24 protein-coding genes and 1 pseudogene are annotated in these 26,386 nt (G+C 64.7%); 10 read left to right on the forward strand and 15 right to left on the reverse strand.

All coding sequences use genetic code 11. From position 1 onward, the window contains the following. Positions 1-60: 60 nt before the first annotated feature. Both ACVWZ4_RS34075 and ACVWZ4_RS34080 read right to left on the reverse strand, forming a co-directional pair. Entirely contained in the window at positions 61-1,323 is a 1,263-nt protein-coding gene (locus ACVWZ4_RS34075) for an ABC transporter substrate-binding protein (RefSeq protein WP_456742094.1), read from the reverse strand. Continuing rightward, positions 1,320-2,246 carry an N-acetylmuramic acid 6-phosphate etherase gene (locus ACVWZ4_RS34080; protein ID WP_456742095.1) on the reverse strand — a complete coding sequence of 309 codons (927 nt, stop codon included), beginning with the start codon at positions 2,244-2,246 and terminating at the stop codon, positions 1,320-1,322. The genes ACVWZ4_RS34075 and ACVWZ4_RS34080 overlap by 4 nt, the downstream gene beginning before the upstream one ends. A gap of 93 nt (positions 2,247-2,339) precedes the next feature. On the opposite strand from ACVWZ4_RS34080, the gene ACVWZ4_RS34085 reads away from it, so the two are divergent. The 8 genes from ACVWZ4_RS34085 (at position 2,340) to ACVWZ4_RS34120 (ending at position 10,505) form a co-directional block, all read left to right on the forward strand. Further along, entirely contained in the window at positions 2,340-3,224 is an 885-nt protein-coding gene (locus ACVWZ4_RS34085; protein ID WP_456734672.1) for a BadF/BadG/BcrA/BcrD ATPase family protein, read from the forward strand. After that, positions 3,215-3,970: a GntR family transcriptional regulator gene (locus ACVWZ4_RS34090; protein ID WP_244546985.1), complete on the forward strand. Its 756-nt coding sequence runs from the start codon at positions 3,215-3,217 to the stop codon at positions 3,968-3,970. The genes ACVWZ4_RS34085 and ACVWZ4_RS34090 overlap by 10 nt, the downstream gene beginning before the upstream one ends. Continuing rightward, positions 3,967-4,992, forward strand: a complete 1,026-nt coding sequence (locus ACVWZ4_RS34095) for an SIS domain-containing protein (protein WP_456742096.1) — start codon at positions 3,967-3,969, stop codon at positions 4,990-4,992. Before ACVWZ4_RS34090 ends, ACVWZ4_RS34095 begins: the two co-directional genes overlap by 4 nt. Continuing rightward, complete coding sequence (gene nagA, locus ACVWZ4_RS34100) at positions 4,992-6,131, forward strand: N-acetylglucosamine-6-phosphate deacetylase (protein ID WP_456790460.1); 1,140 nt, start codon at positions 4,992-4,994, stop codon at positions 6,129-6,131. Before ACVWZ4_RS34095 ends, nagA begins: the two co-directional genes overlap by 1 nt. Before the next feature lie 44 nt (positions 6,132-6,175). After that, positions 6,176-7,273, forward strand: a complete 1,098-nt coding sequence (locus tag ACVWZ4_RS34105) for a Gfo/Idh/MocA family protein (protein ID WP_456734670.1) — start codon at positions 6,176-6,178, stop codon at positions 7,271-7,273. Then, positions 7,254-9,338 (forward strand): potassium transporter Kup, encoded by a 2,085-nt coding sequence (locus tag ACVWZ4_RS34110; protein ID WP_456790461.1) that lies wholly within the window; start codon positions 7,254-7,256, stop codon positions 9,336-9,338. Before ACVWZ4_RS34105 ends, ACVWZ4_RS34110 begins: the two co-directional genes overlap by 20 nt. Positions 9,339-9,420: 82 nt before the next feature. Then, positions 9,421-9,717: a hypothetical protein gene (locus ACVWZ4_RS34115; RefSeq protein WP_456742097.1), complete on the forward strand. Its 297-nt coding sequence runs from the start codon at positions 9,421-9,423 to the stop codon at positions 9,715-9,717. 65 nt (positions 9,718-9,782) lie between these two features. Then, complete coding sequence (locus ACVWZ4_RS34120) at positions 9,783-10,505, forward strand: DUF72 domain-containing protein (RefSeq protein ID WP_456702814.1); 723 nt, start codon at positions 9,783-9,785, stop codon at positions 10,503-10,505. 2 nt (positions 10,506-10,507) lie between these two features. On the opposite strand, the gene ACVWZ4_RS34125 is transcribed toward ACVWZ4_RS34120, so the two are convergent. From ACVWZ4_RS34125 to ACVWZ4_RS34155, 7 genes and pseudogenes are all read right to left on the reverse strand, one after another. Beyond that, positions 10,508-10,681 (reverse strand): hypothetical protein, encoded by a 174-nt coding sequence (locus ACVWZ4_RS34125; protein WP_456742098.1) that lies wholly within the window; start codon positions 10,679-10,681, stop codon positions 10,508-10,510. 19 nt (positions 10,682-10,700) lie between these two features. Then, positions 10,701-11,777 carry a flavodoxin family protein gene (locus tag ACVWZ4_RS34130; protein ID WP_456742099.1) on the reverse strand — a complete coding sequence of 359 codons (1,077 nt, stop codon included), beginning with the start codon at positions 11,775-11,777 and terminating at the stop codon, positions 10,701-10,703. A gap of 57 nt (positions 11,778-11,834) precedes the next feature. Next, positions 11,835-12,059 (reverse strand): hypothetical protein, encoded by a 225-nt coding sequence (locus tag ACVWZ4_RS34135; RefSeq protein WP_456734668.1) that lies wholly within the window; start codon positions 12,057-12,059, stop codon positions 11,835-11,837. A gap of 180 nt (positions 12,060-12,239) precedes the next feature. Then, positions 12,240-12,980: a Crp/Fnr family transcriptional regulator gene (locus ACVWZ4_RS34140; RefSeq protein WP_456702810.1), complete on the reverse strand. Its 741-nt coding sequence runs from the start codon at positions 12,978-12,980 to the stop codon at positions 12,240-12,242. Further along, a pseudogene (locus ACVWZ4_RS34145) lies at positions 12,980-16,148 on the reverse strand (CheR family methyltransferase). The gene ACVWZ4_RS34140 and the pseudogene ACVWZ4_RS34145 overlap by 1 nt, the downstream one beginning before the upstream one ends. 127 nt (positions 16,149-16,275) lie before the next feature. After that, on the reverse strand, positions 16,276-16,557 hold the full coding sequence (locus ACVWZ4_RS34150) for a hypothetical protein (RefSeq protein ID WP_456702808.1): 282 nt from the start codon (positions 16,555-16,557) through the stop codon (positions 16,276-16,278). Between the two features lie 9 nt (positions 16,558-16,566). Continuing rightward, on the reverse strand, positions 16,567-17,574 hold the full coding sequence (locus ACVWZ4_RS34155; RefSeq protein WP_456702807.1) for a chemotaxis protein CheB: 1,008 nt from the start codon (positions 17,572-17,574) through the stop codon (positions 16,567-16,569). An 85-nt stretch (positions 17,575-17,659) separates the two neighbouring features. Between ACVWZ4_RS34155 and ACVWZ4_RS34160 the strand changes: the two genes are divergently transcribed. After that, entirely contained in the window at positions 17,660-18,064 is a 405-nt protein-coding gene (locus tag ACVWZ4_RS34160) for a response regulator (RefSeq protein WP_456742100.1), read from the forward strand. A gap of 518 nt (positions 18,065-18,582) precedes the next feature. Then, a complete protein-coding gene (locus ACVWZ4_RS34165; protein WP_456734666.1) occupies positions 18,583-19,317 on the forward strand; it encodes an SCO family protein in 735 nt (244 codons plus the stop codon). Here ACVWZ4_RS34165 and ACVWZ4_RS34170 read toward each other — a convergent pair. From ACVWZ4_RS34170 to ACVWZ4_RS34195, 6 genes are read right to left on the reverse strand one after another with little or no spacing between them, the layout of a single operon-like run. Then, entirely contained in the window at positions 19,259-20,368 is a 1,110-nt protein-coding gene (locus ACVWZ4_RS34170) for a hypothetical protein (protein WP_456702804.1), read from the reverse strand. The genes ACVWZ4_RS34165 and ACVWZ4_RS34170 overlap by 59 nt on opposite strands. Beyond that, positions 20,365-20,895: a c-type cytochrome gene (locus ACVWZ4_RS34175; protein WP_456702803.1), complete on the reverse strand. Its 531-nt coding sequence runs from the start codon at positions 20,893-20,895 to the stop codon at positions 20,365-20,367. Before ACVWZ4_RS34175 ends, ACVWZ4_RS34170 begins: the two co-directional genes overlap by 4 nt. Continuing rightward, the gene (locus ACVWZ4_RS34180) at positions 20,892-21,422 is read right to left on the reverse strand and encodes a DUF3341 domain-containing protein (protein WP_456702802.1); all 531 of its coding nucleotides are present in this window, start codon (positions 21,420-21,422) and stop codon (positions 20,892-20,894) included. Before ACVWZ4_RS34180 ends, ACVWZ4_RS34175 begins: the two co-directional genes overlap by 4 nt. Then, positions 21,415-22,770 carry an NrfD/PsrC family molybdoenzyme membrane anchor subunit gene (gene nrfD / locus ACVWZ4_RS34185; protein WP_456742101.1) on the reverse strand — a complete coding sequence of 452 codons (1,356 nt, stop codon included), beginning with the start codon at positions 22,768-22,770 and terminating at the stop codon, positions 21,415-21,417. The genes ACVWZ4_RS34180 and nrfD overlap by 8 nt, the downstream gene beginning before the upstream one ends. After that, entirely contained in the window at positions 22,767-25,652 is a 2,886-nt protein-coding gene (locus tag ACVWZ4_RS34190; protein WP_456790462.1) for a TAT-variant-translocated molybdopterin oxidoreductase, read from the reverse strand. Before ACVWZ4_RS34190 ends, nrfD begins: the two co-directional genes overlap by 4 nt. Continuing rightward, positions 25,649-26,305: a cytochrome c3 family protein gene (locus tag ACVWZ4_RS34195; protein ID WP_456742311.1), complete on the reverse strand. Its 657-nt coding sequence runs from the start codon at positions 26,303-26,305 to the stop codon at positions 25,649-25,651. The genes ACVWZ4_RS34190 and ACVWZ4_RS34195 overlap by 4 nt, the downstream gene beginning before the upstream one ends. Positions 26,306-26,386 lie beyond the last annotated feature (81 nt).

The following is a 26,386-nucleotide window of genomic DNA, read 5'->3' on the forward strand; positions in this document are numbered from 1 at the left end:
AACTATCGAACCAAACGAGAAAAATCCCTCTCCCCGCCAAAGCGGAGAGAGGGACTGGTATCACTTGGCGGGCTTGTACCACTTGTCGAGGCCATCCTGCAGTTGCTTGCCGGCGGCCTCGGGCGTCAGCTTGCCGTTGACGACCTGCGCCGAAACGTTCCAAAGCTCGTTTTCCAGATTCGGCGTGCCGCGCGACAGGATCTGATACGAGTTGCGGATCGTCGACTTGCAGGTCTGACGCCATCCGACCATCGTCGCCGCGACGTCGTCGTCGACCTTCACCGGAGTCTTGGCGAGGGGGAAGAAGCCTGGAAGCGCATTGGCGTAGATCGTCGCGAATTCCGGCGTGGTCAGCCATTCCAGGAACCTCTTGGCGTCGTCCTTGTTCTTCGACGCTGCGTTGACGCCCATCGCGATGTCGGTGTGATCGGAAATGTAGCAATCCGTCGTGCCGGCCGGCTGCGGCGGCGGGAATGCACCCATGGCGAACTTCGCCTGTCCGCGGAACGTCGAGATGTCCCACGAGCCAGCCGCGTAGATCGCGCCCTTGCCGAGCGAGAACAGGTTCTGACTGTCAGCATAGGTCTGCGCCTGAAAGCCCGACCCGAGATAGGGCGCCCAGCTTGCGATCTCCTTGAAGGCCGCGATGTATTGCGGATCCGTCAGCTTCTCCTTGCCCGCAATCAGGTTGGCGCGACCGGTCTCGCCCTTCCAATAGTCGGGACCGATGTTCTGGAATCCCATGGTCGCGGCCTCCCACTGGTCCGCCGTGCCCATCACCAGCGGGACATAGGTCCCGTCCTTCTTCAGCTTGTCGAGCACGGCGTGGAATTCCTCGAGCGTCTTCGGCTCGGACACGCCGACCTTGGCGAAGGCTTCCTTGTTGTAGATGAACCCCGCGATGACGGACGCGATCGGCACGCAGAAGGTGGTTTTGCCGTCATCGGTTTGCCATGCGGCCTTCGCGACATCGGAGAAATTGTCCATGCCATTGAGGCCGTCGACCGCGTCGAGCTGATGCTTCTGATAGAGCGCGAGCGAGGCGTCGAACGGACGGCATGTGATGAGGTCGCCGGCGGTGCCGCCATCGAGCCGCGCGTTGAGGGCGGCGTTGTATTCCTTGGGCGCCGATGGCGCGAACTCGATCTTGATGTCGGGATAATGCTTATTGAAGGCGGGAATGATCTTCGAGTTCCAGATGTCGGCATCGTCGTTGCGCCAGCTCTCGATCTTCAACGAGCCTGCCTGGGCCGACGCAAGCCCCGCAAGCAACGCCAACGCGGCAACCTCAGCTCCCATTGCAGCCTTGAATGTCCGTCTCATGCTACGCTCCCTTGTTCGGGTTTTCGCCCGTGATTCCATTGACGCAACGCTTCGTCGATCCGACCTTCCGCAACAGCGAGCCGCCCGACGGCTTCGCTCATGCTGACGATACCGCAGGCAATCAGGATTGCCGGCTTGACCTCGCCGCCGGCCTGCCGCAGCGCCGCTTCCGCCTTGGCATCGCTGACGCCGGCGATTGTTGCGACGATCCCCCGCGCCCGTTCGCGCAATTTGGCATTGTCGGCCTTCAGGTTGACCATGAGGCCCTGGTGGATGTGTCCCAAATCGAATCCCATCAGTGATGAGAGCATGCCGAGCGCGGCCTTTTGCGCTGCGCCGGCCGCAAGCCGGGTCGAGCCGCGCAGCGCCTCCTCCCCGCTTTCGAGCAGAATCGACACGTCGGCACCGACGAGCAAGGGTGAACCTAGCCGATGCGCGATCGCGACCACGAAAGCGCCGCGGCGACGCGCCGCGGCGGCGGCTGCGACGGTGAACGGCGTCGAGCCACTCGCCGATACGACAATCACGGCATCCCGGGAGAGATCGCCGAGCGCTGTCATAGCCCGCTCGCCGGCTGCGGCATCGTCCTCCGCGGCGCCATCAATGCGGAACGGCTCGGCGATGCCGCCGGGCAGAACAATTGCGATACGGCCCTCATCGAGGCCGAAGGTACCGGGAAGCTCGGCGGCATCTTCGGCGGCCGCAAGACCGGAGGAGCCTGCGCCCGCATAGACCAGACGCCCGCCTGCTCGCCAGATCGCAGCAAGGCGAAGCGCGGCGGCGCGGATGTCGCCGGTGGCAGCCGTCACGGAAGCGATCGCCCGACGGTAGGATGCGAGCATCGCCTCAGCGAACAGCGCCTCGGCGCCGGTCGTACCGCCGCGCGCCTCCCCGTCCGCCTCCGAGCTCCGCAGTACCGACATCGTGAATACCAATGGTAGATACCTCTTGTATTTGTTTTAGCCACGTGACATACCTCTTGTCTAGAGGCGTTAAGAAATTTTTTAGGAGGCTCCTTGGCGACGGCGACGGCCCAGTTCTTTCTCGGTGTGGACGGCGGCGGGACGCGCTGCCGCGCGAGACTGCGGGATTCGTCGGGCCGCGAGCTCGGGCATGGCCTCGGGCCGGCTTCGAACATCTATCTCGATTTCGACGAGGCCATGCGCGTCGTCCGCGAAACGATGGACTCCGCAATTGCTGCCGGCGCGCCAAGGCACGAGATCGCCGTCGGGCTCAGCCTTGCCGGGCTTTCGGATGACAAGGAAGCAGAGCGCGTCTCCGCCGCCCTGCCCGGTTTTGCGCGCATCGTCGCGGTCAATGATGCGGTCGCAGCCTGCGTCGGCGCCAATGGCCTCGGTGACGGCGGCCTGATCATCGCGGGCACCGGCTCGGCGGGCATCGCGCGCGTCGGAGCTCGAACGGCCATCATCGGCGGCCGCGGTTTCTGGCTCGGCGACGACGGATCTGCCGCGCGCCTCGGCGAGTCGGCGCTGCGCGCGACGCTGCGGGCGATCGATGGCCTCGAGCCGATGAGCGGGCTTGCGCAGGCGCTCGCGCGCCATTTCGGTGACGATCCATTGCGGATGAGCCGCTGGGCAGCGGACGCGAGGCCCAGAGACTACGGCGCCTTCGCGCCCCAGATCCTGGACGTCGCCAGGTCAGGGGATATGCGCGCGCGTGAAATCGTCGGCGAAGCAGCCAGCGCGATTGCAGCGCTCGCGAACGCGCTGAGCGCCCTCGGCGCCGAGCGCATCGCGCTTGCCGGCGGCTTCGGCGAGCCCTTGCGTCCCTTTTTGCCGCCTGATGTGGCCAAGCGCCTCGCTCCGCCGCGGCGCGACGCGGTCGACGGCGCGATCCTGCTCGCCGGCGGAACGCTCCCGGAGGACGCGGCATGTCCCTGACGGTCGAAACCGCGCCGGGCCAGAAACTCTATCGTGCCGTGGTCGACGCGCTTCGGCGCGAGATCGAGACGGGACGCTTCGCGGAGACGCAATTGCTTCCGGCCGAGCGCATATTGTGCGATCTGCTCGACGTGTCGCGAACCACGCTGCGCAAGGCGATTGCCGATCTGATCGCCGAGGGCGTGCTGTTTCACCGCCATGGCGCCGGCACTTTCATCCATCGCGCGACCCCGCGCGTCGAGCAGCCCTCGTCGCGCCTGACGAGCTTCACGGAAGACATGCGGCTGCGCGGATTGGAGGCGAGTTCGCGCGAGCTCGAACGCGGGGTGTTCCTGCCGACGCCGGAAGAGGCCATGATGCTTGGCGTGCGGCCGAACGAACGCGTATTCCGGCTCGGGCGCCTGCGCCTGGCCGACGGTTCACCGATGGCGATCGAACGCGCCGCCGTGCCGATACGCTTTCTTCCCGAACAGAACTCCGTCGGCGGCTCGCTTTACGAGGCGCTCTCCGCGCGCGGCTTCAGGCCCGCGCGGGGCCTGCAGCGCTTGCGCGCGACCCTCGTTGATCAAGCGGATGCGGAATTGCTCGGGGTCGCACCGGACAGCCCGGCGCTCTATATCCAGCGCATCGCCTATCTCGCCGATGGATCCTGCGTCGAATTCACGAAATCCTGGTACCGCGCCGACGCCTACGACTTCGTCTCCGAGCTCACGCTGTCGCCGCCGGCCCGAAAGGCGCACCGATGACGACGCACATGCTTCAGGAGATCGGCGAGGCAGGCGATGCGGTCGCGCGCCAGCTGGGCCAGAATGCCGAGCGGCTCGCTGAGCTCGGGACGCGTCTGCGCGCCCTCGATCCGCCTGTCGTCACGACCATTGGCCGCGGCTCGTCCGACTGCTGCGCGCTCTATCTGAAATACCTCGTCGAGATCGTTTCGGGGGTGCCCTGTGCCTCCATCGGCCCCTCGATCGCGACGCTTTATCGCACGCCCATGCGGCTCGAAGGCGGCGTTTCCGTCGCGATCTCGCAATCGGGACGCAGCCCGGACATCATCGAAATGCAGCGCGCCGCGCGAAGTGGCGGTGCGCTGGCCGTCGCGCTGGTCAACGACGTGGCCTCACCGCTGGCGCAAGGGGCCGAAGTGCTGCTGCCATTGTGCGCCGACACGGAACGTTCCGTCGCCGCGACCAAATCGATGGTGGCGGGCCTCGTCGCGGGCGCGAGCCTCGTCGCGGCCTGGCGCGAGGATCGGCTGCTCACAGACGCTCTCACCGGCCTGCCGGATGTGCTGCGCGGACAAGCGGCGCCGCCGCCCGCGGCGATGCTGGAACAACTCGCCAATGCGCGCAGCGCTTTCGTGCTGGGCCGCGGCGCCACGCTCGCGATCGCCGCGGAGGCGGCGCTGAAGCTCAAGGAAACCTGCGCGATTCATGCCGAGGCCTACTCCGCCGCCGAGGTACTGCATGGCCCGGCTGAACTTGTGGCCTCAGGCTTTCCCGTCATCGCCTTCGTGCCGTCGGACGCGGCGCGCGAAGGCATGCTGCCGACGCTCACGGCTCTCGCCGATGCCGGCGCCACGGTGATTGCAATCGAGGCGGGCGGCGGTGACGAGGCGCATCGCCTCGCCACGGCAAAGGTCGAGGCGACCCTGCTGGAGCCGATCGTCATGATCCACCGCTTCTACCGCCTTGTCGAGGCGCTTGCGCTTCGCCTCGGTCGCGATCCTGACCGCCCGCGCAATCTGCGCAAGGTGACGGAGACCGTCTGATGATCGTTCTGTCCGGCGCGCGAATTTTCGACGGCGAACGCTTTCTCGATGACCATGCCGTTGTCATCGAAGGCGAGCGCATCGCCGCAATCGTCCCTTACTCCGAGAGGCCTGACGGTGCCGTGCGCGATCTCGGCGGCGGCCTGCTTGCGCCCGGCTATATCGACGTCCAGGTCAATGGTGGCAGCGGGGTCCTGTTCAACGAGGATCCGACGCCCGAAGGCATCGCCCGCATCGCCGCCGCACATCGCAGATACGGGACCGTCGGGCTGCTGCCGACGCTGGTCACCGATGCGCCGCAAGTGATGGCGTCGGCGATTGCCGCAACGCGCGAGGCACGGCATCTGACCCGGGCGACCCTCGGCATCCATCTGGAAGGGCCGTTCCTCGACCCGCGCCGCAAGGGCGCGCACGAGCTGAAATACATCCGCAGCCTCGAGGCCAGCGACCTCACGACGATCGCCAACGCGAATTGCGGCGCGGTCATGCTGACGCTCGCACCCAATCGGATCAGCGTGGAAAGCATCGCCGAACTCGCCGGGCACGGCGTGCTCGTCTCGCTCGGCCATTCGGAAGCGAGCTACGAGGAGGCGCGCGCCGCCGTCGGCGCGGGCGCGCGCGCGTTCACCCATTTGTTCAATGCGATGAGTGCGCCGGTCGGACGCGAGCCGGGTATGGTTGGTGCCGCGCTCGATCTCGACGAAGCGTTCGTCGGCATCATCGCCGATGGCCATCATGTCCACGCGGCGAACCTGCGCGTCGCCCTTGCCGCCAAGCGGCACGATCGGTTCATGTTGATCACCGACGCGATGCCGCCGGCCGCCGGTGGACCCGACAATTTCGATCTCCAGGGCCGCCGCGTGACGTGCGCAGACGGCTGCCTGCGCCTCGACGACGGAACGCTCGCCGGTTCGGTTCTGACAATGGACGGGGCCGTGCGCTATGCAGTCAATGTCGTGGGGCTCGATCTCGCCGATGCCCTCGCAATGGCGTCGCGCGTTCCGGCGACATTTCTGCGGCGTGAAACCGAGCTCGGCCGCATCGCGCCCGGATGTCTGGCGAGCCTCGTGCATCTCGGCGACGACTTGCGCGTGCTCCAAACCTGGATCGAGGGTAGCCCATCTGCTGGCAATTCCTGATTCACGGATCGACCTGGCATTGTTTCGACTGAAGGATTTGAGCCATGCCCTCGCCAACCGTTTCGACCGAACAGCGAGTTCGCGTTCTCGTCGTTGGCCTCGGCACCATGGGAACCAGCCACGCCCGCGCCTACAGAGCGATCGAAGGCTTCGAGCTCGCAGGCCTCTGCACCTCCCGTGCGGCCGAGCGCCACGACCTCGAGGGCGAGTTTCCCGGTGTGCCGCGTTTCGAACGATACGAAGAGGCTCTCGCGACGCTGCGTCCGGATGCCGTCGCGATTTGTACCTACACCGAACATCACGCCGCCATGGCGCTTCAGGCTTTCGCGGCCGGCGCGCATGTGTTCTGCGAAAAGCCCCTCGCCGACACCCTGGTATCAGCCAGGCGCGTGGTCGACGCCGCGCGGACGAGCGGAAAGGCGCTGCTGATCGGCTACATCCTGCGCGTCCACCCGTCATGGTCGCGCTTCGTCGAGATCGGCCGTACGCTCGGAAAGCCGCTCGTCCTGCGCATGAACCTCAACCAGCAATCGGACGGCTCCTTCTGGGAGGTCCACAAGAAGCTCATGCTGTCGACTTCGCCGATCGTCGATTGCGGCGTCCACTATGTCGACATCATGTGCCAGGTGACGCGCGCGCGTCCTGTCATGGTCCATGCCGTCGGGGCGCGGCTCACGGACGAGATCGCGCCCGACATGCACAATTACGGCCATCTTCACATCGTGTTCGACGACGGATCGGTCGGCTGGTACGAGGTCGGCTGGGGACCGATGATGAGCGAGACCGCTCATTTCGTGAAGGACATCATCGGGCCGAACGGCAGCGTGTCGATCGTTGCGAAGGAGAGCACCGGGCCGGCTGCGAGTTCGGCGGACCACGACAGCCATACCCAGACCAACGCGCTTCGTATTCATTACGCGGCTCGTACCCCCGGGGGGCGTTTCGCAAGGCAGGACGAACTCCTCTCGACTGCCGACGAACCCCACCACCAGGAGCTCTGCGAGCGCGAGCAGCGGCTGTTTCTCGGGGCGATCCGCGGCGAGATCGACCTGTCCGAACATCACGAGGACGCGATCAACTCACTGCGGATCGTCTTTGCCGCGGACGAGAGCGTTCGCAGCGGTGAAGCCGTCCGCCTGTAGGTCGGCCGCACGTTGCACCGTGCACGATGGGAACTCCGCCAGTGAATCGGAACAATCCCGGCGGCGCGCGTTAACCGGTCATGCCCAGCGACCGATTCAATCCGGTGGATCACGACACAACATCCGAACGATCCCGTTCGGCCTGATGTCTAGCACCTCGACATCAGCTCTTTGCGCCAAAACCGGCGGGACCGGTTCCCCCCAAGCTCGCGTCGAACGATCGCCAAGTCCCTCCACGATCCTGCTTGCACTCGGGATCGTCTACGGCGATCTGGGCACGAGCCCCCTGTATACGTTGCAAACGATCAGGCAGATCATGGGCCAGGACTTCTCCGCGGAGGCAGCGCTCGGCTCGCTGTCGCTGATCATCTGGGCCCTGATCATCACCATCTCGATCAAATACGGCCTCTTCGTCATGCGCGCCGACAATCACGGCGAAGGTGGCATCCTGGCGCTGATGGCGATCACGGGGACACGCGGGTCGCGTCGAGGGCGCTGGTTGATCATGGCCGGGCTGTTCGGCGCCGCCTTGATCTACGGCGATGGCATCATCACGCCGGCCATCTCGGTCTTGAGTGCCGTCGAAGGCTTGAACGTGGCGACGTCGGTCTTCAAGCCGTACACGATGCCGATCGCGGTCGCGATCCTCACCGGGCTGTTCGCGCTCCAGAGCCGCGGCACGGCAATCGTCGGACGGGCATTCGGCCCGATCATGCTGCTCTGGTTTATCACGATGGGAGTGCTCGGGTTGCTGGGCATCGCCCGTCACGTCGGTGTACTGGCCGCACTCAACCCGAGCTACGGCATCAAGCTGCTCTTCGATCACGGCCGCGTCGGCTTCGCGCTGCTTGGCGGCGTGTTTCTCGCCCTGACCGGCGGCGAGGCGCTTTATGCTGACATGGGACATGTCGGCCGGGCCCCCATCAGGCTCGCCTGGTTCAGCATCGTGCTCCCGGGCCTGGTCCTGAACTATGCCGGGCAAGTCGGCAATTTCGTCGATGCGCCAAACAATGACGGCAATCCTTTCTTCCTGCTGGCGCCGGCCTGGGCGGTCTACCCGCTGGTCCTTCTTGCAACGCTGGCGACGATCATTGCGAGCCAGGCCATCATCACCGGCTCGTTCTCGATGACCAGGCAAGCCATGCAGCTCGGCTGGTTTCCGGGCGTCCAGATCTTCCAGACTTCCGCCGACCAATACGGTCAGATCTACGCTCCGTTCGTGAACTGGACCATGATGATCCTGACCATCGCGCTCACGATCGGATTTGGCAGCTCGGACCGTCTTGCGGGTGCGTACGGGACCGCCGTCTCCACCACCATGGTGCTCACCACGGTGCTCTTGTTCGCAGTCATGCACGCGCGCTGGCATTGGAGCATCTGGCGATCGATCGCCCTGGCCGGTGCCCTCGGCATCGTCGATCTGGCATTCTTTGGAGCCAACCTGCTCAAGATCCTGGACGGAGGATGGATACCCCTCGCCTTCGGTGCGCTGGTGTTTACCGCCATGCTCGTTTGGCACGACGGCGTCGCCAGGCTGCATCGCCGGAATGCCGCGCGCTCGGAGCCAATCGAAGCATTCATCACCCGGCTCGCCGAGGAAAATATCGCGCGGATCTCGGGGACCGGCGTGTTCCTGACGCGCCTTGGCACGGGGGTGCCGCCGATGATCGTCAATTACGTGAGACAGACCCGGTCGCTGCATCAGACCGTGATCGCCCTCACCGTCAGTTTCGAAGCCGTGCCGCGCATCAGCGCGCCCGATCGCGTCAAATGCGAGCAGCTCGGCGAAGGCGTGTGGCACATGATGGTCCGTTTCGGCTTCGTCGAGATTCCCGATCTTCCCTCCGTCATCGCACAGGCAAAACGCGAGGGGCTGCCCGCCTGGGAGCGGCCCACCTACTATGTCGAGCGATACGATCCGGTCAATCGCCCCGGCAGCTCACTGCTGTCGCGCTGGCGAACGAGCCTGTTCGGCTTCATGGTTCGCAATTCCGCACATGCCGTGGATCGGTTCCAGATGCCCAGCAATGCGCTGGTCGAACTCGGCCGCAGGATAGAATTGTGATCGCGGCCGGCTTCGTGGGCGCACGCAGCCGATGTCGGAACCAACCCCCTGATTCGTGCTTTAGGATTCCAGGAGGATCAACATGGCACGCACAGCAACCTGGAAGCGGCCCGGCTCGCCGATCGGCAAGAAGGGACCGCGCAAAGCAAACCCTTCGTACAAGCGTCGCTCGCGTCAGCCGTGGTCGACGGCCGACGTCAAGATGTTGCGGCAGCTCGCGAAGGGAAATACGCCCACCGGCGTCATGAGCATCAAGCTTCAGCGCCCGATCGCCGCGATCCGCAGCAAGGCGCAACGCGAAGGTATCTCGCTCAAGCCGGTCAATCGTTCGCCCTATAATCGCCGCGCGACCAGGGCTCGCGCGACCAAGCGGCGCTAACGGCCGAGGGCGTTGTTCGCAGGAGACTCGGCTCGATCGACCGCGACCAACAGCGGCTATCAGAGATGTCACGCGTACTGATCGGTACTTCCGGCTGGCACTACGATTCATGGCGCGGTCCCTTCTTTCCGGATGGCCTGCCGCTGAAAGAGCAGCTTCGCTACTATGCCAGCCGGTTCGAGACGACCGAGCTTAACGGCGTGTTCTACCGGACACCGACACCGCAAGCCGTGAAGGCATGGCGGGATCAGACGGATGAGGATTTTGTCTTCACCTGGAAGGCATCCAAATTCATCACGCATTGGAAGCGCCTGTCCGACGCCAGCGAAAACAGCCTCGCATTGCTGGAGGATCGCATCTCCTCTTTGGGCGGCAAAGCCGGACCGATCCTGTTTCAGTTGCCGCCCCGGTTCGAGGCAAATCCCGACAGGCTCGCATCGTTCTTCAAGCTGCTCACCAAGAAGCGCCGCTATAGCTTCGAATTTCGACACCCAAGCTGGTACCAACCCCGCATTCTCAGGATGCTCGCTGACCAGAACATCTCGCTCTGCCTGTCGGACCATCACGATGCACCGGCGCCCTGGAAGCGCACGGCAGATTTCGTCTATGTGCGCGGCCACGGGCCGGGCGGACGCTATTACGGCCACTATGGCCGCTCGACGCTGACGCAATGGGCGCGGCGCATCACATCCTGGAAGCGGCAAGGCTGCGACGTCTATGTCTATTTCGACAACGACCAGAAGAGCGCGGCCCCTGCCGATGCGCTGAAGCTCAAGGCGATGCTTTAGCGCTATGGGCCGCCGGCGACCGAGCCGACGATCACCATGACGAGGTCGGCCAAGTCGATCCTTCCGTTGACGATCAGCTCTTCCGCAGAGCCCTCGACCTTCAGCGCCTGCGGCCGGTTGGCCGCCTGACGCTTGAGCTCTCCGACGATGGCTTCCCTGAGCTTCTCTTCCAGCATTCGTCGTCCTTTCAGGCGGTCATTTCGGGGCCGGCTCTTCGAGACCGGCACCCGGTTCCAACAGCTGCCCGCTCCGGGCGAGCTTCACAGCGCGGCCAAGCGTCTTGGCTGCATTTAGCACCTCCTGCTGAAACGCACGATCTTCGTCCAGCTCCCGGTGAGAGGTCGCATATTGCTCCATGTAGCCGACGTAGCCGTCCATCTCACCGAAGCGGCCCGTGGAGATCAGATGCATGTCGGTCAGCCAGTCGGACAGCGTCCGGCGAACGCCCTCGGCGCCGACGCTGTCGCCGTGAACGATGAGGCCGAAATGGCGGCCGGCGAGATGACGCGGATAGGGCCAGCCCTTCAGCTCCAGCGCCTTTGCTTCGGCGGCCTTCTTGCCGTGCGTCGATGTCGGGTCCGGATTGCCGCCGTCGGCGCAGACCAGCCGATCCATCATCGCCTTGAGACCGCCCGGCACGTGATACCAGTTCACCGGCGTCACGATCAGGATGCCATGCGCGGCAACCCAGAGCGGATAGATCTCGTTCATCCAGTCGCTGGTCTGGCCCAGCGAATAGTTCGGATAGCAACTGCACGGCCAGTGGCAGAGCGGCATGGCGGTGGAGACGCAGGATTTGCAGGGATGAATGTGCTTGCCGAACTCGGACGTCAGGCGGGAGAGATCGAGGATGTCGACGGCAAAGCCCATCTCGGTGAAAACCGGCTCGGCGAGCTTGACCATCCGCCACGTCTTGGACATCTCGCCGGGACAGGTGTGCTCGCTGCGCGCCGAGCCGTTGATGACGAGAATGCGCGGCGTCGCTCCGGCATCGTCGTGCCGCCGCTGCGCTTCGAGGACGGCATCGCGCGCGGCCAGCCAGTCGACGGCGAGATCGTAGTCGGGATCAGCAAAGCCTGCGCCCGCCTTGCGCGTCATCGGCGCCTTGCGCGAATGGCTATAGGCATCCCAGGCGGCGCCGACGATTGCGCCGAGTTCGCGAGCGAGCGGAGCGAAGGCAGGATCGACGAACTGGCTCTTGTAGCGGCTTTCGAATTCCTCACGCGACAGCTTGACGGGCGGCATCCCCTTGCGAACGTCTGGATCCGCCATGCTGGGTCCTCGATCGATTGGTCCGATCCGACCAACCCGAATTGCCGCGCGCGGTTCCTAAGCGTCCAAAGGTGCCTCTTGCCGGGCGATCTCCTGGGGACGATCGAACTGGGCGATGCGGCTGTCGAGCCGCCATAGCTCGATGCGGTGGACGAGGACGAGCGCAGCTGCTTCGCGCTTGGCTTGCTCGTCGTCACCGCAGACAAGATTGATGCAGCCGAACACATGCCCGTCCGGATCAATTTGAAAGGCGCGATAGTGTTTGACGCTCCGCATCATCATTCTCCCCATCTGGAGGTCAGGCGCCCGGGCTGATGTGACGTCAGTCGAAAGGCCCCGGACCGATGCAGCTTCGGGTGCGGCCGCGGGTTCCCGCATTTCCATAGGTTAACGCCGCGTGAATTTACGCGGTGCTGAAGGCCTCTGCGAATGTGGCGAGTGGAAAACGCTTCTCGATCAGCTTCACCGGTAGAGCTGCAAATAGCCCGGTGAAAACAGCGCCGCGCTCTTGAGTGCATCCAGATCCGGAATCGTCAGAGTCCGCTCCCGCAGCGTGATCAGCCCGGACGCCCTCAGTTCCTGGATGGTGCGATTGAGGTGGACGACGGAAAGCCCGGTTGCGTCGGCCAGATCCATCTGGGTTATCGGGAAGCTGCACGAAGTACCGTCGACCAGTCCGACCGGGCGAAGCCGCTCGTAGATTTCGCAGAACAGATGGGCGACCTTCTCCAGTGCGACACGACGTCCGAGATTGATCGCCCACTCGCGCTGGATCGCATTGTTCAATATCGTCTCGCACATGAAGGCTTCGGCAAGCGTTCGCTCGTTCGCTATGAGCTTCTCGAAACGCGCGCGTTTGATCTCGGCGTAAGAAACCGCCGTGGCCGTGGTGATCGAATGGTCGATCGTCGGCAGCAGATAAGCATGGGCGTCGCAGGTCTCGCCGGGCAAGATGAAGTTGACGATCTGCCGCCGGCCGTCCTCGAGCGTCTTGTGGCGGAACAGCCAGCCCGAGAGCACGACCCGGACGCTGTCGACCGGATCGCCTTCGGCAACCAGATCCTCGCCCGGCCCCGCCCGAAACAGACCTTCGAGAATGGCGTGCTCGAGCGCCGCGACCGCTTCCTCGGACAGGGGCCGCAACACATTGAGGCGGCGGATCACCGCATGTGCAAGACCTCCATCGGTGCCGTGGGAGCGCATCAGCCGTCCATCGAAGGCGTGTGAAAGGTTCTCTTGGTCAGTGGAATCGCGATCTGGCAGTGAAGCCCCGCCCCGTTGAAGGACATGGTCGTGTGCCCCTTCAGGTCGAACGCCAAAGTGCGCTCCAGAAGCTCCGAACCAAAACCCTTGCGTGCCGGCTGCGCCACGGCCGGCCCACCCCGCTCGCGCCAGTCGAACAACAGTTGCGGCGGGGTCGACGCTTCGTCGATGCGCCAGGAAATTTCCAGGCGTCCCGAGGGTTGGCCCAGCGCACCATATTTGAGCGCATTGGTGGCCAGTTCGTGGATGGCAAGTGCAAAGGTCTCCGCCGCCTTGGGCTGGAAACGGACCGCCGGCCCGGACACGCGCATCTGTTCGCCCTCGCGCGCGTTATACGCGAGAAGCTCCTCGACAACGAGATATTCCAGATCGACGCCGCCCTCGGGATCGCGCGTCACCAGCGCCTGCGTCCGCGCAAAGGCGTTCAGCCGGCCGTCGAGATGTGCTGAATATTCCTCGACGGTCGAGCTCGTCTCTGCGGAACGGCGCGCGATCGACCTGACAACGCCGAGCGTGTTGCGCACGCGATGCTGAAGCTCGGCGAGCAGAAGGCGCTGCCGCTCTTCCGCGCGCGTGATCGCCGTGACGTCGATGAAGGTGATGACCACGCCGGCAATGAAATTGTCGATGCTGCGATAGGGCAGAATGCGGACGATATACCGCGTGCCGCTGTCCGGCGCAGTCAGCTCGCGCTCGGCGCTGGCCAGCGTGCGCAGCACGCGACGCACGTCATCGTAGAGCTCCTCGATCGGAATGCGCGCCTTGATGTGCGCGATGGGGCGGCCGGTATCGGTCTCCACCAGATGCAGGATCTGGGTGATCGCGGGCGTGAAGTTCATCACGCGCAGATCGTTGTCCAGGAAGACAGTCGCGATCTGCGTGCTTTCCAGAAAATTCTTCAAGTCGCTGGTGGCGCGGGTCAGCTCCTGAACACGGTGGGCCAGCTCGCCATTGACTGTAGTCAGCTCCTCGTTGACCGATTGCAATTCCTCGCGCGAGGTCTCGAGTTCCTCATTGGCGGATTGCAGCTCTTCGTTGAGCGACTGGTATTCCTCGTTCGAGGATTTCAGTTCCTCGTTGGTGCTCTCGAGCTCCTCGATCGTTGCCTGGAGACGTTCACGGGTTGCCCGCAAATCGCTCTCGAGCCGCTCGACATGCTCGGTTCGCACCAGGCTGCCGGCATTGCCATCGCTTGCTTCCAGGCCGCGCGGCGGACCGTCCTTGAACAGCACGACGAAGTTTCGGTGACCGCCGGCGCCGTCCTGGATCGGCTCGACCGTGATGTCGACGAGCACTCTATGGCCGTTGACGCCAAGCTGGATCTGCTCGGCATGAGCGGGTTCGTTGGTCTCGGCGGCGCGGCTCAGCGTCGTCCGCAATTCCAGCCGGAGGTCGCGATGCACGAGTTGAAGCAGATCGAGCGAGGCGGCGCCCGCCGTCGGCTCGATATAGCGCCCCGTGCGGCCGGAAAAGTGCAGGATCTGGAAATTGTCGTCCGTGATCACATAGGCCGGCGCATAGCGCTCGGCGATCCGCTGCGCACGGCGCTCCAGCCCGACGTCGGGACCGAAGGAGCGGATCGGCGGCACCTCGACCGGAGCGCGACCCGCCGCGGTCGAAATCGGAAACTCGGGCGGCAGCCGCGTACCGGTCTCGAGCTTCCTGAAGATGCGGGCGCGACGATCGACCGGCGCGAACAGCTTCGGATGTCGCGTCACGTTTTTCGGAATTGCCGAGGAACAAGTAGCGGTCCGGCAGCAACGCAAAATGAAACAGCGGGATGACCCGGTTCTGAAGCTCTGCGTTCAGATAGATGAGCAAGTTGCGGCAGGAGACCAGATCGAGCTTCGAGAACGGCGCGTCCTTGATCACGTTGTGCTGGGAGAAGATGCACATCTCCCTGAGTTCCTTGACCACGCAATAGGTATCGCCCTCGCGGACGAACCAGCGCGCCAGGCGCTCGGGGGTCATGTCCTGTTCGATATTGGTGCGGTAGCGTCCGACACGTGCGGTCGCAAGCGCCCTTCCGTCGATATCGGTGGCGAAAATCTGGACCTGCGGAGCAGAGTCCAGCGTCGCCATATGCTCCCGCAACAGGATGCCGATCGAATAGGCTTCCTCGCCGGTGGCGCAGCCGAGCACCCAGACACGGACCTGCTGCCCGATTCCCTTGTTCTCGAAGATCTTCGGAATAATCTGCGTCTCGAGCACCTCGAATTCGCGCTTGTCGCGAAAGAACTCGGTGACGCCGATCAGAAGATCGTTGAAGAGGTTCTGCGCCTCGTCCTTGTCGTTGCGCAGGAAATCGACATAGGAGGTGATCTCATCGATCTGCACCACCTGCATGCGGCGCTGAACGCGGCGCAGAAACGTGTTCTGCTTGTAGCCGTGGAAATCGTTGCCGGTCTTGTTGCGCAGGATGTCGGCGATGCGTGACAGCGAGCTCGCGGCGGCCGCCAGCACCTCGTCGAAACCCTGCTTCTCCTCCAGGCGCCGCAGATGGCGCGCGTAGACCTGGATATGCTCGGGAATGTCCTCAGGCGACAGCACATAGTCGGCGATGGCTGCAGGGTTGCTGCTGTCGGCCAGATGCTTGAAATCCTCGTCGGCGCCCTTTTCCGCGATTGCCAGGCCGCCGTGATCCTTCAGGGTGGCTGCGCCCAACGTGCCGTCGCCGTCGGTTCCGCTGAGCAGCACCCCGATGGATTGCTCGGCGCGCTCCTCCGCCAGCGACACGAGGAAGCTGTCGATGGTGGCCCGTTCGCCCGGCCCCTGCTCCGCCTTCCGCACCGCGAGGCGGCCACCGTGGATGGTGGTGATCATGGCCATGGGGCTGAGATAGATCGTCCCGCCTTCGAGCGTCATCCCGTCGGTGATATTGGAGAGTTGGGCTCCCTCGGCACGCTGGATGACGGCATGCAGCCGCTGGTCGGAGAGCGCCTCACGATTCTGAAGCACCAGCACGATGGCCTGGTCGTCGCCCAGCGTCAGCTTTCCGAAGAAGCGCTCGATGCTGTCGATTGCGCCGGCCGACGCACCCACGCCAATGATCAATGGGGCCTTGACCTGACGCTCCCCGTCTCCCGGCGCTTTGCCGACTTCATCCATATCAGACGCTACTTTCGCTCTCCGGGATCGCGGATCCCAAGCTCATGGAATAGCAGAATTTCAAGGTATCCCAACAGCTGAATGGCGGGAATTGCTTGCCATATTCGACGACGCAATCCGGCCCCGATCAACCGGCCGTGGGCGCCAGGGAATCGACCTCGCGCTGGAGGTAGTTGACCCGCTGGACGATCAAGGTGCGGTGCCGCTCCCATTCCAACAAGGTTTGCTTGAGCAGATCAACCAGCCTTTCGGCCTGCCGTGTGTCATGCCCGCCGGCCCGGAGCTCGCGCACCAGATCCTCCTGGCTGCGAATCCGCAACCAACCTTCGTCGATGTCGCCATCCGCCTTGACAAGAAGGCGCTGCTCAACGTGGAGCTGCTCCGTCCGCTCGGCAAGGGAGGTGGCCATGGTGATGCCTCAGGTCGCTCGCGGGCGGATCGCCGGGTCGAATGAGTGTAGCACGACCCGCCGGATCATGTCGGCATATTCGCGATATTCGGCGGCGCGCGCATCGTACATCTCGGCGACTGCGGCGCGGCCGCTGCGCCGCCCATCGTCCGCCATGCGCTGCACCAGCTCAGCACGCTCCTCGATGATCCGCAGCGCCACCCGCAAGGCTTCATCGACCTGTCCCTCCTGCTCCTTGGCGAGCGCGTCGGCGGTATAGGCATGGCCGACCTGGCAGCGAAACCGCATCGGGTGGCCGCCCTTCACGGCGGACAGCACCCCACCGCAACTGGGACAGGTCAGCGCCGCGGGGTCGGCGATCTTGGTGAGGCTTCCGGCTCCGATCCTTTCACCGGCCGCGATCTCGACCTCCAGGCGGATGTCGGGAGCCACCGGGAGCGCACTACCCGGCTCCTCCCGGGCAAGATCAGACAGCACGTCGCCGAGCTTTGCAGCGGGGACACAGAGATCGGGGATCGTTGCCTCCAGGGCGCGCTGCGGCATTTCGGGCGAGATCGCATCGGCGGGATCCTGGACCAAGGCCATCCCGCCGCAGCGCTTGATGGCATGGAGCCCGGCAACGCCGTCCGACAGCAAGCCGCTCAGCACGATTCCGATCACGCGGGGACCGTGGTGCACCGCCGCGGAGCGGAACAGGGCGTCGATCGCCGGACGGACCATGTTCTCGCGCGGACCGCGTCCGAGCTGGAGGTGATCTCCTGATAGCAAGAGGTGGTGGTCGGGTGCGGCCAGATAGATATGGCCGCGCTCGAAGGTCATCCCGTCGACGGCCTGATGCACCGGCAGCCTCCCGGCCGCAGCGGCAACCGTGGACAGGATGCCGATGCCCTGGGCTGGAATGTGCAGGACGATGAAGATCGCCGCCGGCAAGTCGAGCGGCAACGCCGCCAGAATTTGCTTCAGGGGTGCGGTGGCGCCGGCGGAGCCACCGATTACAATGATGTCACGGTTGCTCATCGGGAACCCGCCATCGCATGCTTCGTTTGCACCAAGGCGGCCCTTCGCCGTATGTTCCAATGGTCTTTCATGCGCTGGAGGAAACATGTTGGCATCCGCAACCTTGTTCCGCGTGCGCGCGCCCCTCTCGGGACGCCGTATTCTCGTCGTGGAGGACGAATACTTCCTGGCCGATGACATCAGTCGGGCGTTTCGATCGTTCGGCGCCGAAGTCGCCGGACCGGTCGGCGAGCTGGAGGATGCGCTGCGCATCCTCCATGATGGCTCGATCGTCGATGGTGCGGTGCTCGACGTGAACATTCGCGACGAAATGGCCTTTCCCATCGCGCAGGAGCTCCGGGCGCGTCACGTACCCTTCGTGTTCACGACGGGCTATGACAAGGTCAGCATTGCACCTGAATTCCACGATGTCTTGCTCTGGGAAAAGCCTGTTGATGTTGCGGCGATGATCCGCGGGCTCGGCGCATTGATCAGCTCCCGGCAGATGTGACGCGCATCGTCGAGGCCAACCGGTCTGGCCTAGAGCAGCCTGCTCCAGGTCAGCCACGCGGCGACCGCGATGCAGATGAATACCGCAAGATATGGCAGGGTGATGCGCAACGCCGAGGCCGCCCTGCCCGCTAGCTTAACGTCATCCATATGATTGCCCCGAGCATAATGAGAAAGCCCGTAATCGCCGTCCCGACGAAAATTTTTTCGACGCGATCCATCGTCATTCACCCCAGGGTCCCGCCGGGATTTTGACGGGTCTCTCTGCTTCATGCATTAGGTTATGTGAATCCGGCAGCCCTATTGTAGCTGCCGGTGGCCGCCCAGGAACCAAGCTCTCGGGTGAGCATTGCCCGACGCGGATAGCTGCAAGCCGTTTCTGGTCACCCGCCTCACCCGCACCGATCGCCCGGGATGCACACATTGCCCGCCCAATGCTCTGATGATGTGCCCGGAAGACGAGCCCGTGCGCGGGCCCCTGGATGGATCGTCGCGCTCGTCGCATGGATCGCGATGCCCGTGGCGACCCAAGCCCTCACCGCCCCGCAGCTCGAGCAGGCCGTCCTCGCGCGTCCCACGAATGCGCAACTGCCTTTGCAGATCCAGATGAACGACATCAACGATCGCCGCGCACCGCTGCAGGATTGGCTTGGCGGCGTCCCCACCGTCTGGATCCTGGCCGACTACACCTGCGAAACGCTGTGCGGGCCGGCCATCTCGATCGTCTCGAACGCGCTGGCCGATACGGGCTTGAGCGCCGGCAAGGACTTCCGGTTGATCGTGACCGGCTTCGATGCCAAGGACACGGCCGCCCAGGCGTTGACGATGAAGAATGCGCAGCTCAGCCCAAGGGGCGGGCTCGCCGAGCACAGCGCGTTTTTGCGCGCGGCAGCGCCTGAGATCGGCGCTCTCACCGGCGCGTTCGGCGTGCAGCCCGTCTATGATCGCGAGCATGACCAATATGCCCACCCCGCCGCGGCCTTCGTGGTGACGCCGGACGGGCGGATTTCGCGCGCGCTCTCGGCTCTCGCGGTCGATGCCACCAGCCTGCGTCTTGCCCTGGTCGAAGCGGGCCAGGGGCATGTCGGCGGATGGACCGACCAGATCCATCTGCTCTGCTATGGCTTCGATCCCGCGAGCGGCACCTATACGCTCGCGGCGCGGCGGCTGCTGATCGCGACGTCGTCACTCAGTGTCATCGTCCTTGCCCTGCTGATCGGCCTGCTGCTGCGGCGCGAGCACGCCACCAGATAGCGCCCAAAGGCTCTGGTTCTGCAGACCGCGCGAGATCAGCGTCGAACGCCAGCCAAAACACCGCGCCGAGGAACAGCGTTGCCGCAATCAACATCGCGCCGGTGACCGTCAGGGACAGGCCGTGAATGGCCGGCAGGATCAGAATTGCGGCTTCGAGCCAGCGCATGGCGAGCGTCAACCCGCACAGCGCCAGCAGCCAATGCGGGTCCGACCGCACCCGGCTGCTGAGCATCGCGCAGAACGGGAAGACGAATTGCCCGAATGAGAGCGCCGCCAGGACGAACTGCCACCCGTGCTGGGATCGCACCAGATACCAGGTGACCTCCTTGGGAATGTTGCCCGACCAGATCACGATGTACTGCATGGCATGGAGGTAGCACCACAGCAGCAGCACCGAGAGCAGAAGTCCGCTGTAGCCGCGGCTCGGGCCGATCTGTTGCGTCGACAACAAGCCGGCTGCGATCACGAAGGCCGTTCCGTTCACCAGCAGGAAGCTGAGTACGATGAGGCCGTAGATCGACGAGTGAAATTCCGGTTGCAGCGATTCGAACCAGTCGACCCCGGCAAACGATACGGTGAGAGTCCATGCGATCGCTCCAACGGAGGCGGCGCGGACCATGGCCTCGTCATGGCGCCAGGCGCGCCGGAGCCAATGGGCGAGCGCAATCCAGATCAGGAAATAGAGCACCGTCCGCAGCACGAAGAACCACGGCACGAACCAGTGCGCCTTGAACGGCGGCAATGAGGATCCATCCGCGATGGCGGGATAGATCTCCTTCATGAAGAGCAGGACCGGAATGAACGTCAGCGCGGCGACAGGCAGGATGCCTGATGTCGCGACGAAGACCGGATGCAGCGTCTCGGTCCAGCGCCGCCGCACCAGATAGCTGGTCATGAAGACAATAAGTGCGCCGATCGGAATGGCACCCCAGGCGCTCCAGGCGACGAGATAGGCTGAAGCGGTCGACCTGGCATCGATCACAAATCCCGCGATCAGGACCAGGCCCGACACCACCGCCACCACGCTTCTTGGGCTGCTGGACATTCTCATGGCCGGCTCTCCAGCCTGGCGCGCTCGTCCGCCGGCACGTCGTCGAGCGAGGCGTGACGGCTGAGCTGAAGCGCGCGGATATAGGCGACGATCGCCCAGCGATCCGCCGGCGGCACGCGGGCCGCATAGGAGTACATCGCGCCATGGCCGTTGGTGATGACGTCGAAGAAATATTGGTCTTCCGCGTTGCGCAGCCGGTCGTCGTGATAGCTCGTCGGCCGCGGCATGCCGCGCTGGACGACGATGCCGTTTCCGTCACCGCCGGCGCCATGGCAGGGCTGGCAAAATATGCCGAAGCGCTCGCGTCCCCGCGCGAGCAGCGCGGCCGAAAGCGCAGGCCTGGTATGAGCCGCCTTCTCCCGGTCCAGATCGTCGCGAGCGACGGTGTTCGCCGGCGGCGGCCGCAGCACGCCGCCGCGAAACAGCGGCGCGCGCGAATATTCGCTGTAGCGCGGCTGCTCGTCCATGTTCTGATCACAGGCGGCGAGCAGACCGGCAAGCGCGACGATGACCAGAAGCCTGCTCATTCCGGCACCAGCTCCACCGACAGCGCGCCGGTCCCGCTGAGAAACGCCAACGTCTCGCCCGCCTCGAACCTCGCATCGTCAGCGCCGACGCAAAGGAAGAAGCGGTCCTTGCTGGCACGGTGAAACCTTTCGCCGTTGAACACGGGATAGCTGAGCCGCGGCAGCCCGTTCTGCCACAGCATCCCGACCAGCATGGCGAGCGCCGAGAACAGAATGGTGAGCTCGAAAGTCACGACCGCAAAGGCCGATATCGGATAGATCGGCCGTCCCCCGACATTGAGCGGGTAGTCGTAATTCGTGAAGAACTGCATGGCGAGCGCGGTGGTTGCGCCGGCGATCGCTCCGCCAAGTCCGACGAAGGAGATCGTCGGCCGCGGAAATCGCAGGATGCGGTCCAGGCCCTCGACCGGAAACGGCGTGAAGGCGTCGAGGCTGCGGTAGCCGGCTTCCCGCGCTTTCCGCGTCGCCGCCAGCAGGTCGTCCGGAGTCCTGAACTCGGCCAATGCGCCATAGAGCCCCTTAGCCATGCTGCTGCTCCTCCTTCTCCTCGTGGAGAAGCTCCTTGCTCTCGAAGATCGAGATCATGGGAACGAGCCTGATGGCGATGAGGAACGGCACCAGGAAAAGGCCGATCGTGCCGAAATAAGTCGACCAGTCCCAGAAGCTCGGCGTGAAATGGCTCCATGACGAAACCAGGAAATCGCGATAGAGGCTGGTGACCAGGATCATGTAGCGCTCGAGCCACATTCCGACCACGACCGACGCCGAGATCAGCAGCAGCATCCACCCGCTCCGCCGCACGTTGCGCAGCCACAGCGCCTGGAGCGGGATGAAGTTGAGGACGACCGCGCCCCAATAGGTCCAGGCATAGGCGCCGGCAAAGCGGTCGGCCAGCGTTTGGAGCTCGTGCGGCTCACCGGAATAGAGCGCGTCGAACACCTCGAAGACGTAGCCGTAGCCGGTCATCAGGCCGGTCGCGAGCAGGACCATTCCGAGCAGATCGAGATGGTCGTCGGTCACGAGATTCTTCAGCCCGAACCACGAGCGCAACGACACCGCGATGATGGAGACGACGGCGAAGCCCGAGAAAGCCGCGCCGAGGACAAAGTAAGGCGGGAAGATCGTCGAGTGCCAGCCCGGGATCTGCCCCGCGGCAAACAGCAGCGAGACCTCGCTGTGAACCGACACGACAAGCGGCACCGCAAGTCCCGCCGTCAGCCGATAGGTCTGCTGCCAGCGCTGCCAGTGCCTCGCCGAGCCGCGCCATCCGAGCGCGATGATGCCGAAAAAGATCTGCCAGCCGCGCCGCGTTGCGCGGTCGCGGGCGGCGGCGAGATCAGGGATCAGGCCGGCGTACCAGAAGGCCAGCGAGACCGTCAGGTAGGTCAGCACCGCCCAGATGTCCCATTCCAGCGGGCTGCGGAATTGCGGCCACACGCCCATCGTCGCCGGATAGGGAAACATCCAGTAGACATACCAGGGCCGGCCGAGATGCAGGATCGGGTAGATGCCGGCGCAGACCACGGCGAACAGCGTCATGGTCTCGGCGAAACGGTTGAGCGAGTTGCGCCATTCGCTGCCCGTCAGCAGCAGCAGCGCCGAGATCAGCGTGCCGGCATGGCCGATGCCGAGCCACCAGACGTAGTTGTGGATGGCGAAGGCCCAGTTGACGGGAATGTTGATGCCCCAGATCCCGACGCCGCGGGTGAACAGCTCGACCACCGAGACCATCAGCAACAGCAGCAGCGCGCTTGCGACCGACATCGCTATCATCCAGCGCCGGTCCGCCGGAAAATGCAGGGGAATGCCGGTGAGCTGATCGGTGATGCCGCCGATGCTCTGGCGCGTCGGCAGGATGTCGGATTGCTCGCTCATCCCTGCCTCGATTCCGTCTCATCGTCGCGCCAGCGCGCCAGATAGGTCGTGCGCGGCCTCGTTCCCAGCTCTTCGAGCAGCACGTAATGGCGACCGTCGCGCTTCAGCCGCGACACTTCCGAATTCGGGTCGTTGATGTCGCCGAACACGATCGCCTTGGTGGGACACGCCTGCTGGCAGGCGGTGACCACCTCGCCGTCGCGTATGGGGCGGTTCTCCTTGTCGGCGGCGACATGGGCCGCCTCGATGCGCTGGGTGCAATAGGTGCATTTCTCCATGACGCCGCGCGCGCGCACGGTCACGTCCGGATTGTGGGCAGCATGCTCGGGTGAATCGGCGGGCGAGCGATAGTCGTAGAAATTGAAGCGCCGCACCTTGTAGGGACAATAGCTCGAGCAGGTCCGCGTGCCGATGCAGCGGTTATAGACCATCTGGTTGACGCCCTCGGAGTTGTGCGTCGTGGCGTGGACCGGACAGCCCATCTCGCAAGGTGCGTCCTCGCAATGCATGCACGGGACCGGTTCGAAGAAGCTGTGGGGATCGCTGACATCGCCGGTGTAGTAGCGGGCGATCCGCAGCCAGTGCATCTCACGGCCGGCCCGGACCTGATCCGCGCCGACCACGGGCACGTTGTTCTCGGCCGTGCACGCCGTCACGCAGGCATTGCAGCCGATGCAGCTGTCGAGATCGATCACCATGCCCCAGGCGTTCTTCGACGACGGCCAGGGCGGATAAAGGCTGGCCTGCGCCGGCTTGGCCCGCTCGACCTGGCCCGGACTGATCTCGCGCGCGAGATCAAATCCCTCGAGCCGATGATGCAGCTGGGTCACCGCGAGTTCCTCGCGGGTCGCAAGCTTGCGCAGGCGCCCCTGCGCCAGCCACGCTGCAGCAGCGGGCCGCACCTGGTAGGCGTCGTATCCGAGATTGTCACCCACCCGTCCCGCCCGGGTCCGGCCGTAGCCGAGATAGAGCGCGACCGTGTTGTCGGCCTGGCCCGGCATGATCCAGAGCGGCCCCTCGACATGACGATCGCCGACGGTGACCTCGACATGATCGCCGTTGGCGGCCGCGAGGCGTTTCGCAAGCGCAGGACTCACCGCGATCACGTTGCTCCAGGTCACCGTCGTCAGCGTCTTCGGAAGCTCCTGAAGCCAGCCGACATTGGCGAACTGGCCGTCCCAGACCGTGGGGTCCGGCTGAAACACGATGTCGAGCTCCCCGGTCGTCTTTGGGGGCGCGGGCGCATCGCTCGCAGGCGACGCGGTGATGAACTGGGCCGCACCAGCGACGAAACCATCATGCAGCGCCTGCTTCCATCGCGTCTCGAATGCGTCGCCGAAGCTCGGCTGCCAGGTTTGGCGGATTGCGGCATCCGGCGTCTCGTCAACCTCCCCAAGCAGCTTTGCCAGAACGTAATGCGCGGATCTGACGTCGTAGAATGGCGAGATCACCGGCTGGAGGATCGTCGCCGTGCCGTCCACGGCGCGCGCATCACTCCAGCACTCCAGCGGATGCGCAAGAGGCAGCTGCCATTCGCAGAGCGCAGCCGTCTCGTCCCGGTGCAGGCCAAGATGAATCGAGGAGCGAACATGCTTGATGGCGTCGCCGACATTGAGCTCACCGGGCGCGCTGTAGACGGGATTGCAATCGAGCACGAGGAGAGAGGTGACGCGCTTCGCTTGGATGTCGGAGACGAGTTCGGCCAGCGTTCCCGCGTCGGCCGGGCCCGCGATCGGCGCGGTCAGCTTCAGCCTCTCGCCGGCATTGCCGAGCTGCTGGTTGATCCGCGCAACCCAGAGCGCCGCGGCCGCGCCGCCGCTCAAGCCCGAGACGAACAGCGAGCGCGCCGAATGGTCCTTGCAAGCCGCCACGATGCGCGCGATCCAGCCGGCTTCCGCGCCGGAGAGATCCGGCTTCGATGCGCCGGCAATACCGAGCGCACTGGCCAGCGCTTCGGCGAGAACAGGCATCCGCCTGGCGTCAGCGATCAGCCGCTGACCGGCCATCGCCCCGGTCGCCGTCGGCACGCTCTCGGCCACGAACAGCCGATTGCCCGGCCGGTCGCTGGATCGCCGGCGCGCCTGCGACCAGCCCAACGCGTGACGGACCTGATCGGGCCCGGGCCCCAGAAAGTCATCGTCGAGGCCGACGACGACGTCGCACTCGCCGAGCACATAGTGCAGGTCGAGTGCCTGACCATAAACCGCGGCGGTGATCTGTCGCCTCGCCTCATGCCCCGTAGCGGCATGTGTGTGGACGCGCGCTTTCGGAAACTGCGCCCGGAACGCATCGATCTGCCGCAGCAAAGTCGGCGAGGTCGTGGGTCCGAGCAACAACCTGACGCCGTCACCCTGACCGGCGCGCCAGTTTTCGCGCATTACGCCCATGGCGGACTCGACATCGGCCCAGCTCACCGCTTCGCCATGGCGGGTGGGTGCAGCCGTGCGGTCGGGATCATAGAGCTGCAACACAGCGCTCTGCATGAAGATGTCGCTGCGGCCCTGCGTTGCCGGATGCCCCGGATTGCCGTCGAGCTTGGTCGGACGCCCGGCATGGGCCGTGGCGATGACAGGTTGCGCGTAGCCATCGAGCAGCACGGCCGTCGCGTAGTAGCGCGGCAGGCCGATCGTCTCGCTCGGCGGCTGGTCGACATAAGGCAGCGCTGCAATGAACGAGCTCTTCTCGCAACCGGTCAGCCCCGCCAGCGCGAAGGAAGCGCCCATCAGCTTGAGGAATTCGCGGCGCGCGGTCCTGGAGAATTCGTGGACAACAGGGTATTCCGCCTCGATGAAGGCCTGAAACCGCGGATCATCCGACAGTTCCTCGATGCCTGCCCACACGCGCGGCCCGTCCGCCGGTCGATGATCAATGCTGCGCTTCATCGGTGGCACACGTAACAATGCGTGAGCTCACCGACGCGAATGCCTTCATGAGCGGCGATGGTCTCGCCCTCCTTGCGCACATTCGCGGCCGGCGTCCACGCCATGTCGGTGATGTGATCCGGCGGACGCAGATGCGGCGCCGGATCACGGTGGCAATCGATGCAGAACTGCATCGTGAGGGGCTTTGCGCGATAGGTCAGCGCCATCCGGTCGATACGGCCATGGCAGCTTTCGCAGCCAACGCCCTTGGCGATATGGATGTCGTGGCGGAAGAACACGTAGTCAGGCAGCTTCGCGACGCGTGTCCACCGGATCGGCGTGTTGTCGGCGAGGCTCTTCCGCACCGGTTCCAGCATCGACGCGTTGGTCCATATCTGGGAGTGACATGTCATGCAGGTCTCGGTCGGTGGAAGGCCGGCTTGCGGCCCGGACTCGACATTGCCGTGGCAATAGCGGCAGTCGATGCCGAGTTCGCCGGCATGATGGCGATGGCTGAACGGCACCGGCTGATGCGGACGGATATCGGTCTCGGTCATGTACGCCGAATGCGCGAAGCCGACGGCGGCCACGATGCTGCCGCCGGCGAGCGACAGGCCGCCGATCAGGAACAGGCGTAACCACGTGTCCGCCACAGGGGAGAATATTTGCACCATCCTCGCTGCGACCCCGATGGCGAGCTGTCGGCTCATCAATCGAGCCCTCGCACATTGGTTCCTAAGTAGGAACGCAATTCC

The organism is Bradyrhizobium sp. USDA 4472 (assembly GCF_054058595.1).

Bases quoted from the DNA above. Each gene is read 5' to 3' on its own strand.
- ACVWZ4_RS34080 (WP_456742095.1), bottom strand. From the start codon at position 2,246: ATGTCGGTACTGCGGAGCTCGGAGGCGGACGGGGAGGCGCGCGGCGGT.
- ACVWZ4_RS34190 (WP_456790462.1), bottom strand. From the start codon at position 25,652: ATGAAGCGCAGCATTGATCATCGACCGGCGGACGGGCCGCGCGTGTGG.
- ACVWZ4_RS34195 (WP_456742311.1), bottom strand. From the start codon at position 26,305: ATGGTGCAAATATTCTCCCCTGTGGCGGACACGTGGTTACGCCTGTTC.
- ACVWZ4_RS34090 (WP_244546985.1), top strand. From the start codon at position 3,215: ATGTCCCTGACGGTCGAAACCGCGCCGGGCCAGAAACTCTATCGTGCC.
- ACVWZ4_RS34105 (WP_456734670.1), top strand. From the start codon at position 6,176: ATGCCCTCGCCAACCGTTTCGACCGAACAGCGAGTTCGCGTTCTCGTC.
- nrfD (WP_456742101.1), bottom strand. From the start codon at position 22,770: ATGAGCGAGCAATCCGACATCCTGCCGACGCGCCAGAGCATCGGCGGC.
- ACVWZ4_RS34155 (WP_456702807.1), bottom strand. From the start codon at position 17,574: ATGAGCAACCGTGACATCATTGTAATCGGTGGCTCCGCCGGCGCCACC.
- ACVWZ4_RS34115 (WP_456742097.1), top strand. From the start codon at position 9,421: ATGGCACGCACAGCAACCTGGAAGCGGCCCGGCTCGCCGATCGGCAAG.
- ACVWZ4_RS34160 (WP_456742100.1), top strand. From the start codon at position 17,660: ATGTTGGCATCCGCAACCTTGTTCCGCGTGCGCGCGCCCCTCTCGGGA.
- ACVWZ4_RS34175 (WP_456702803.1), bottom strand. From the start codon at position 20,895: ATGAGCAGGCTTCTGGTCATCGTCGCGCTTGCCGGTCTGCTCGCCGCC.
- ACVWZ4_RS34130 (WP_456742099.1), bottom strand. From the start codon at position 11,777: ATGGCGGATCCAGACGTTCGCAAGGGGATGCCGCCCGTCAAGCTGTCG.
- ACVWZ4_RS34180 (WP_456702802.1), bottom strand. From the start codon at position 21,422: ATGGCTAAGGGGCTCTATGGCGCATTGGCCGAGTTCAGGACTCCGGAC.
- ACVWZ4_RS34095 (WP_456742096.1), top strand. From the start codon at position 3,967: ATGACGACGCACATGCTTCAGGAGATCGGCGAGGCAGGCGATGCGGTC.
- ACVWZ4_RS34125 (WP_456742098.1), bottom strand. From the start codon at position 10,681: ATGCTGGAAGAGAAGCTCAGGGAAGCCATCGTCGGAGAGCTCAAGCGT.
- ACVWZ4_RS34135 (WP_456734668.1), bottom strand. From the start codon at position 12,059: ATGATGATGCGGAGCGTCAAACACTATCGCGCCTTTCAAATTGATCCG.
- ACVWZ4_RS34170 (WP_456702804.1), bottom strand. From the start codon at position 20,368: ATGAGAATGTCCAGCAGCCCAAGAAGCGTGGTGGCGGTGGTGTCGGGC.
- ACVWZ4_RS34120 (WP_456702814.1), top strand. From the start codon at position 9,783: ATGTCACGCGTACTGATCGGTACTTCCGGCTGGCACTACGATTCATGG.
- nagA (WP_456790460.1), top strand. From the start codon at position 4,992: ATGATCGTTCTGTCCGGCGCGCGAATTTTCGACGGCGAACGCTTTCTC.
- ACVWZ4_RS34140 (WP_456702810.1), bottom strand. From the start codon at position 12,980: ATGCGCTCCCACGGCACCGATGGAGGTCTTGCACATGCGGTGATCCGC.
- ACVWZ4_RS34150 (WP_456702808.1), bottom strand. From the start codon at position 16,557: ATGGCCACCTCCCTTGCCGAGCGGACGGAGCAGCTCCACGTTGAGCAG.
- ACVWZ4_RS34075 (WP_456742094.1), bottom strand. From the start codon at position 1,323: ATGAGACGGACATTCAAGGCTGCAATGGGAGCTGAGGTTGCCGCGTTG.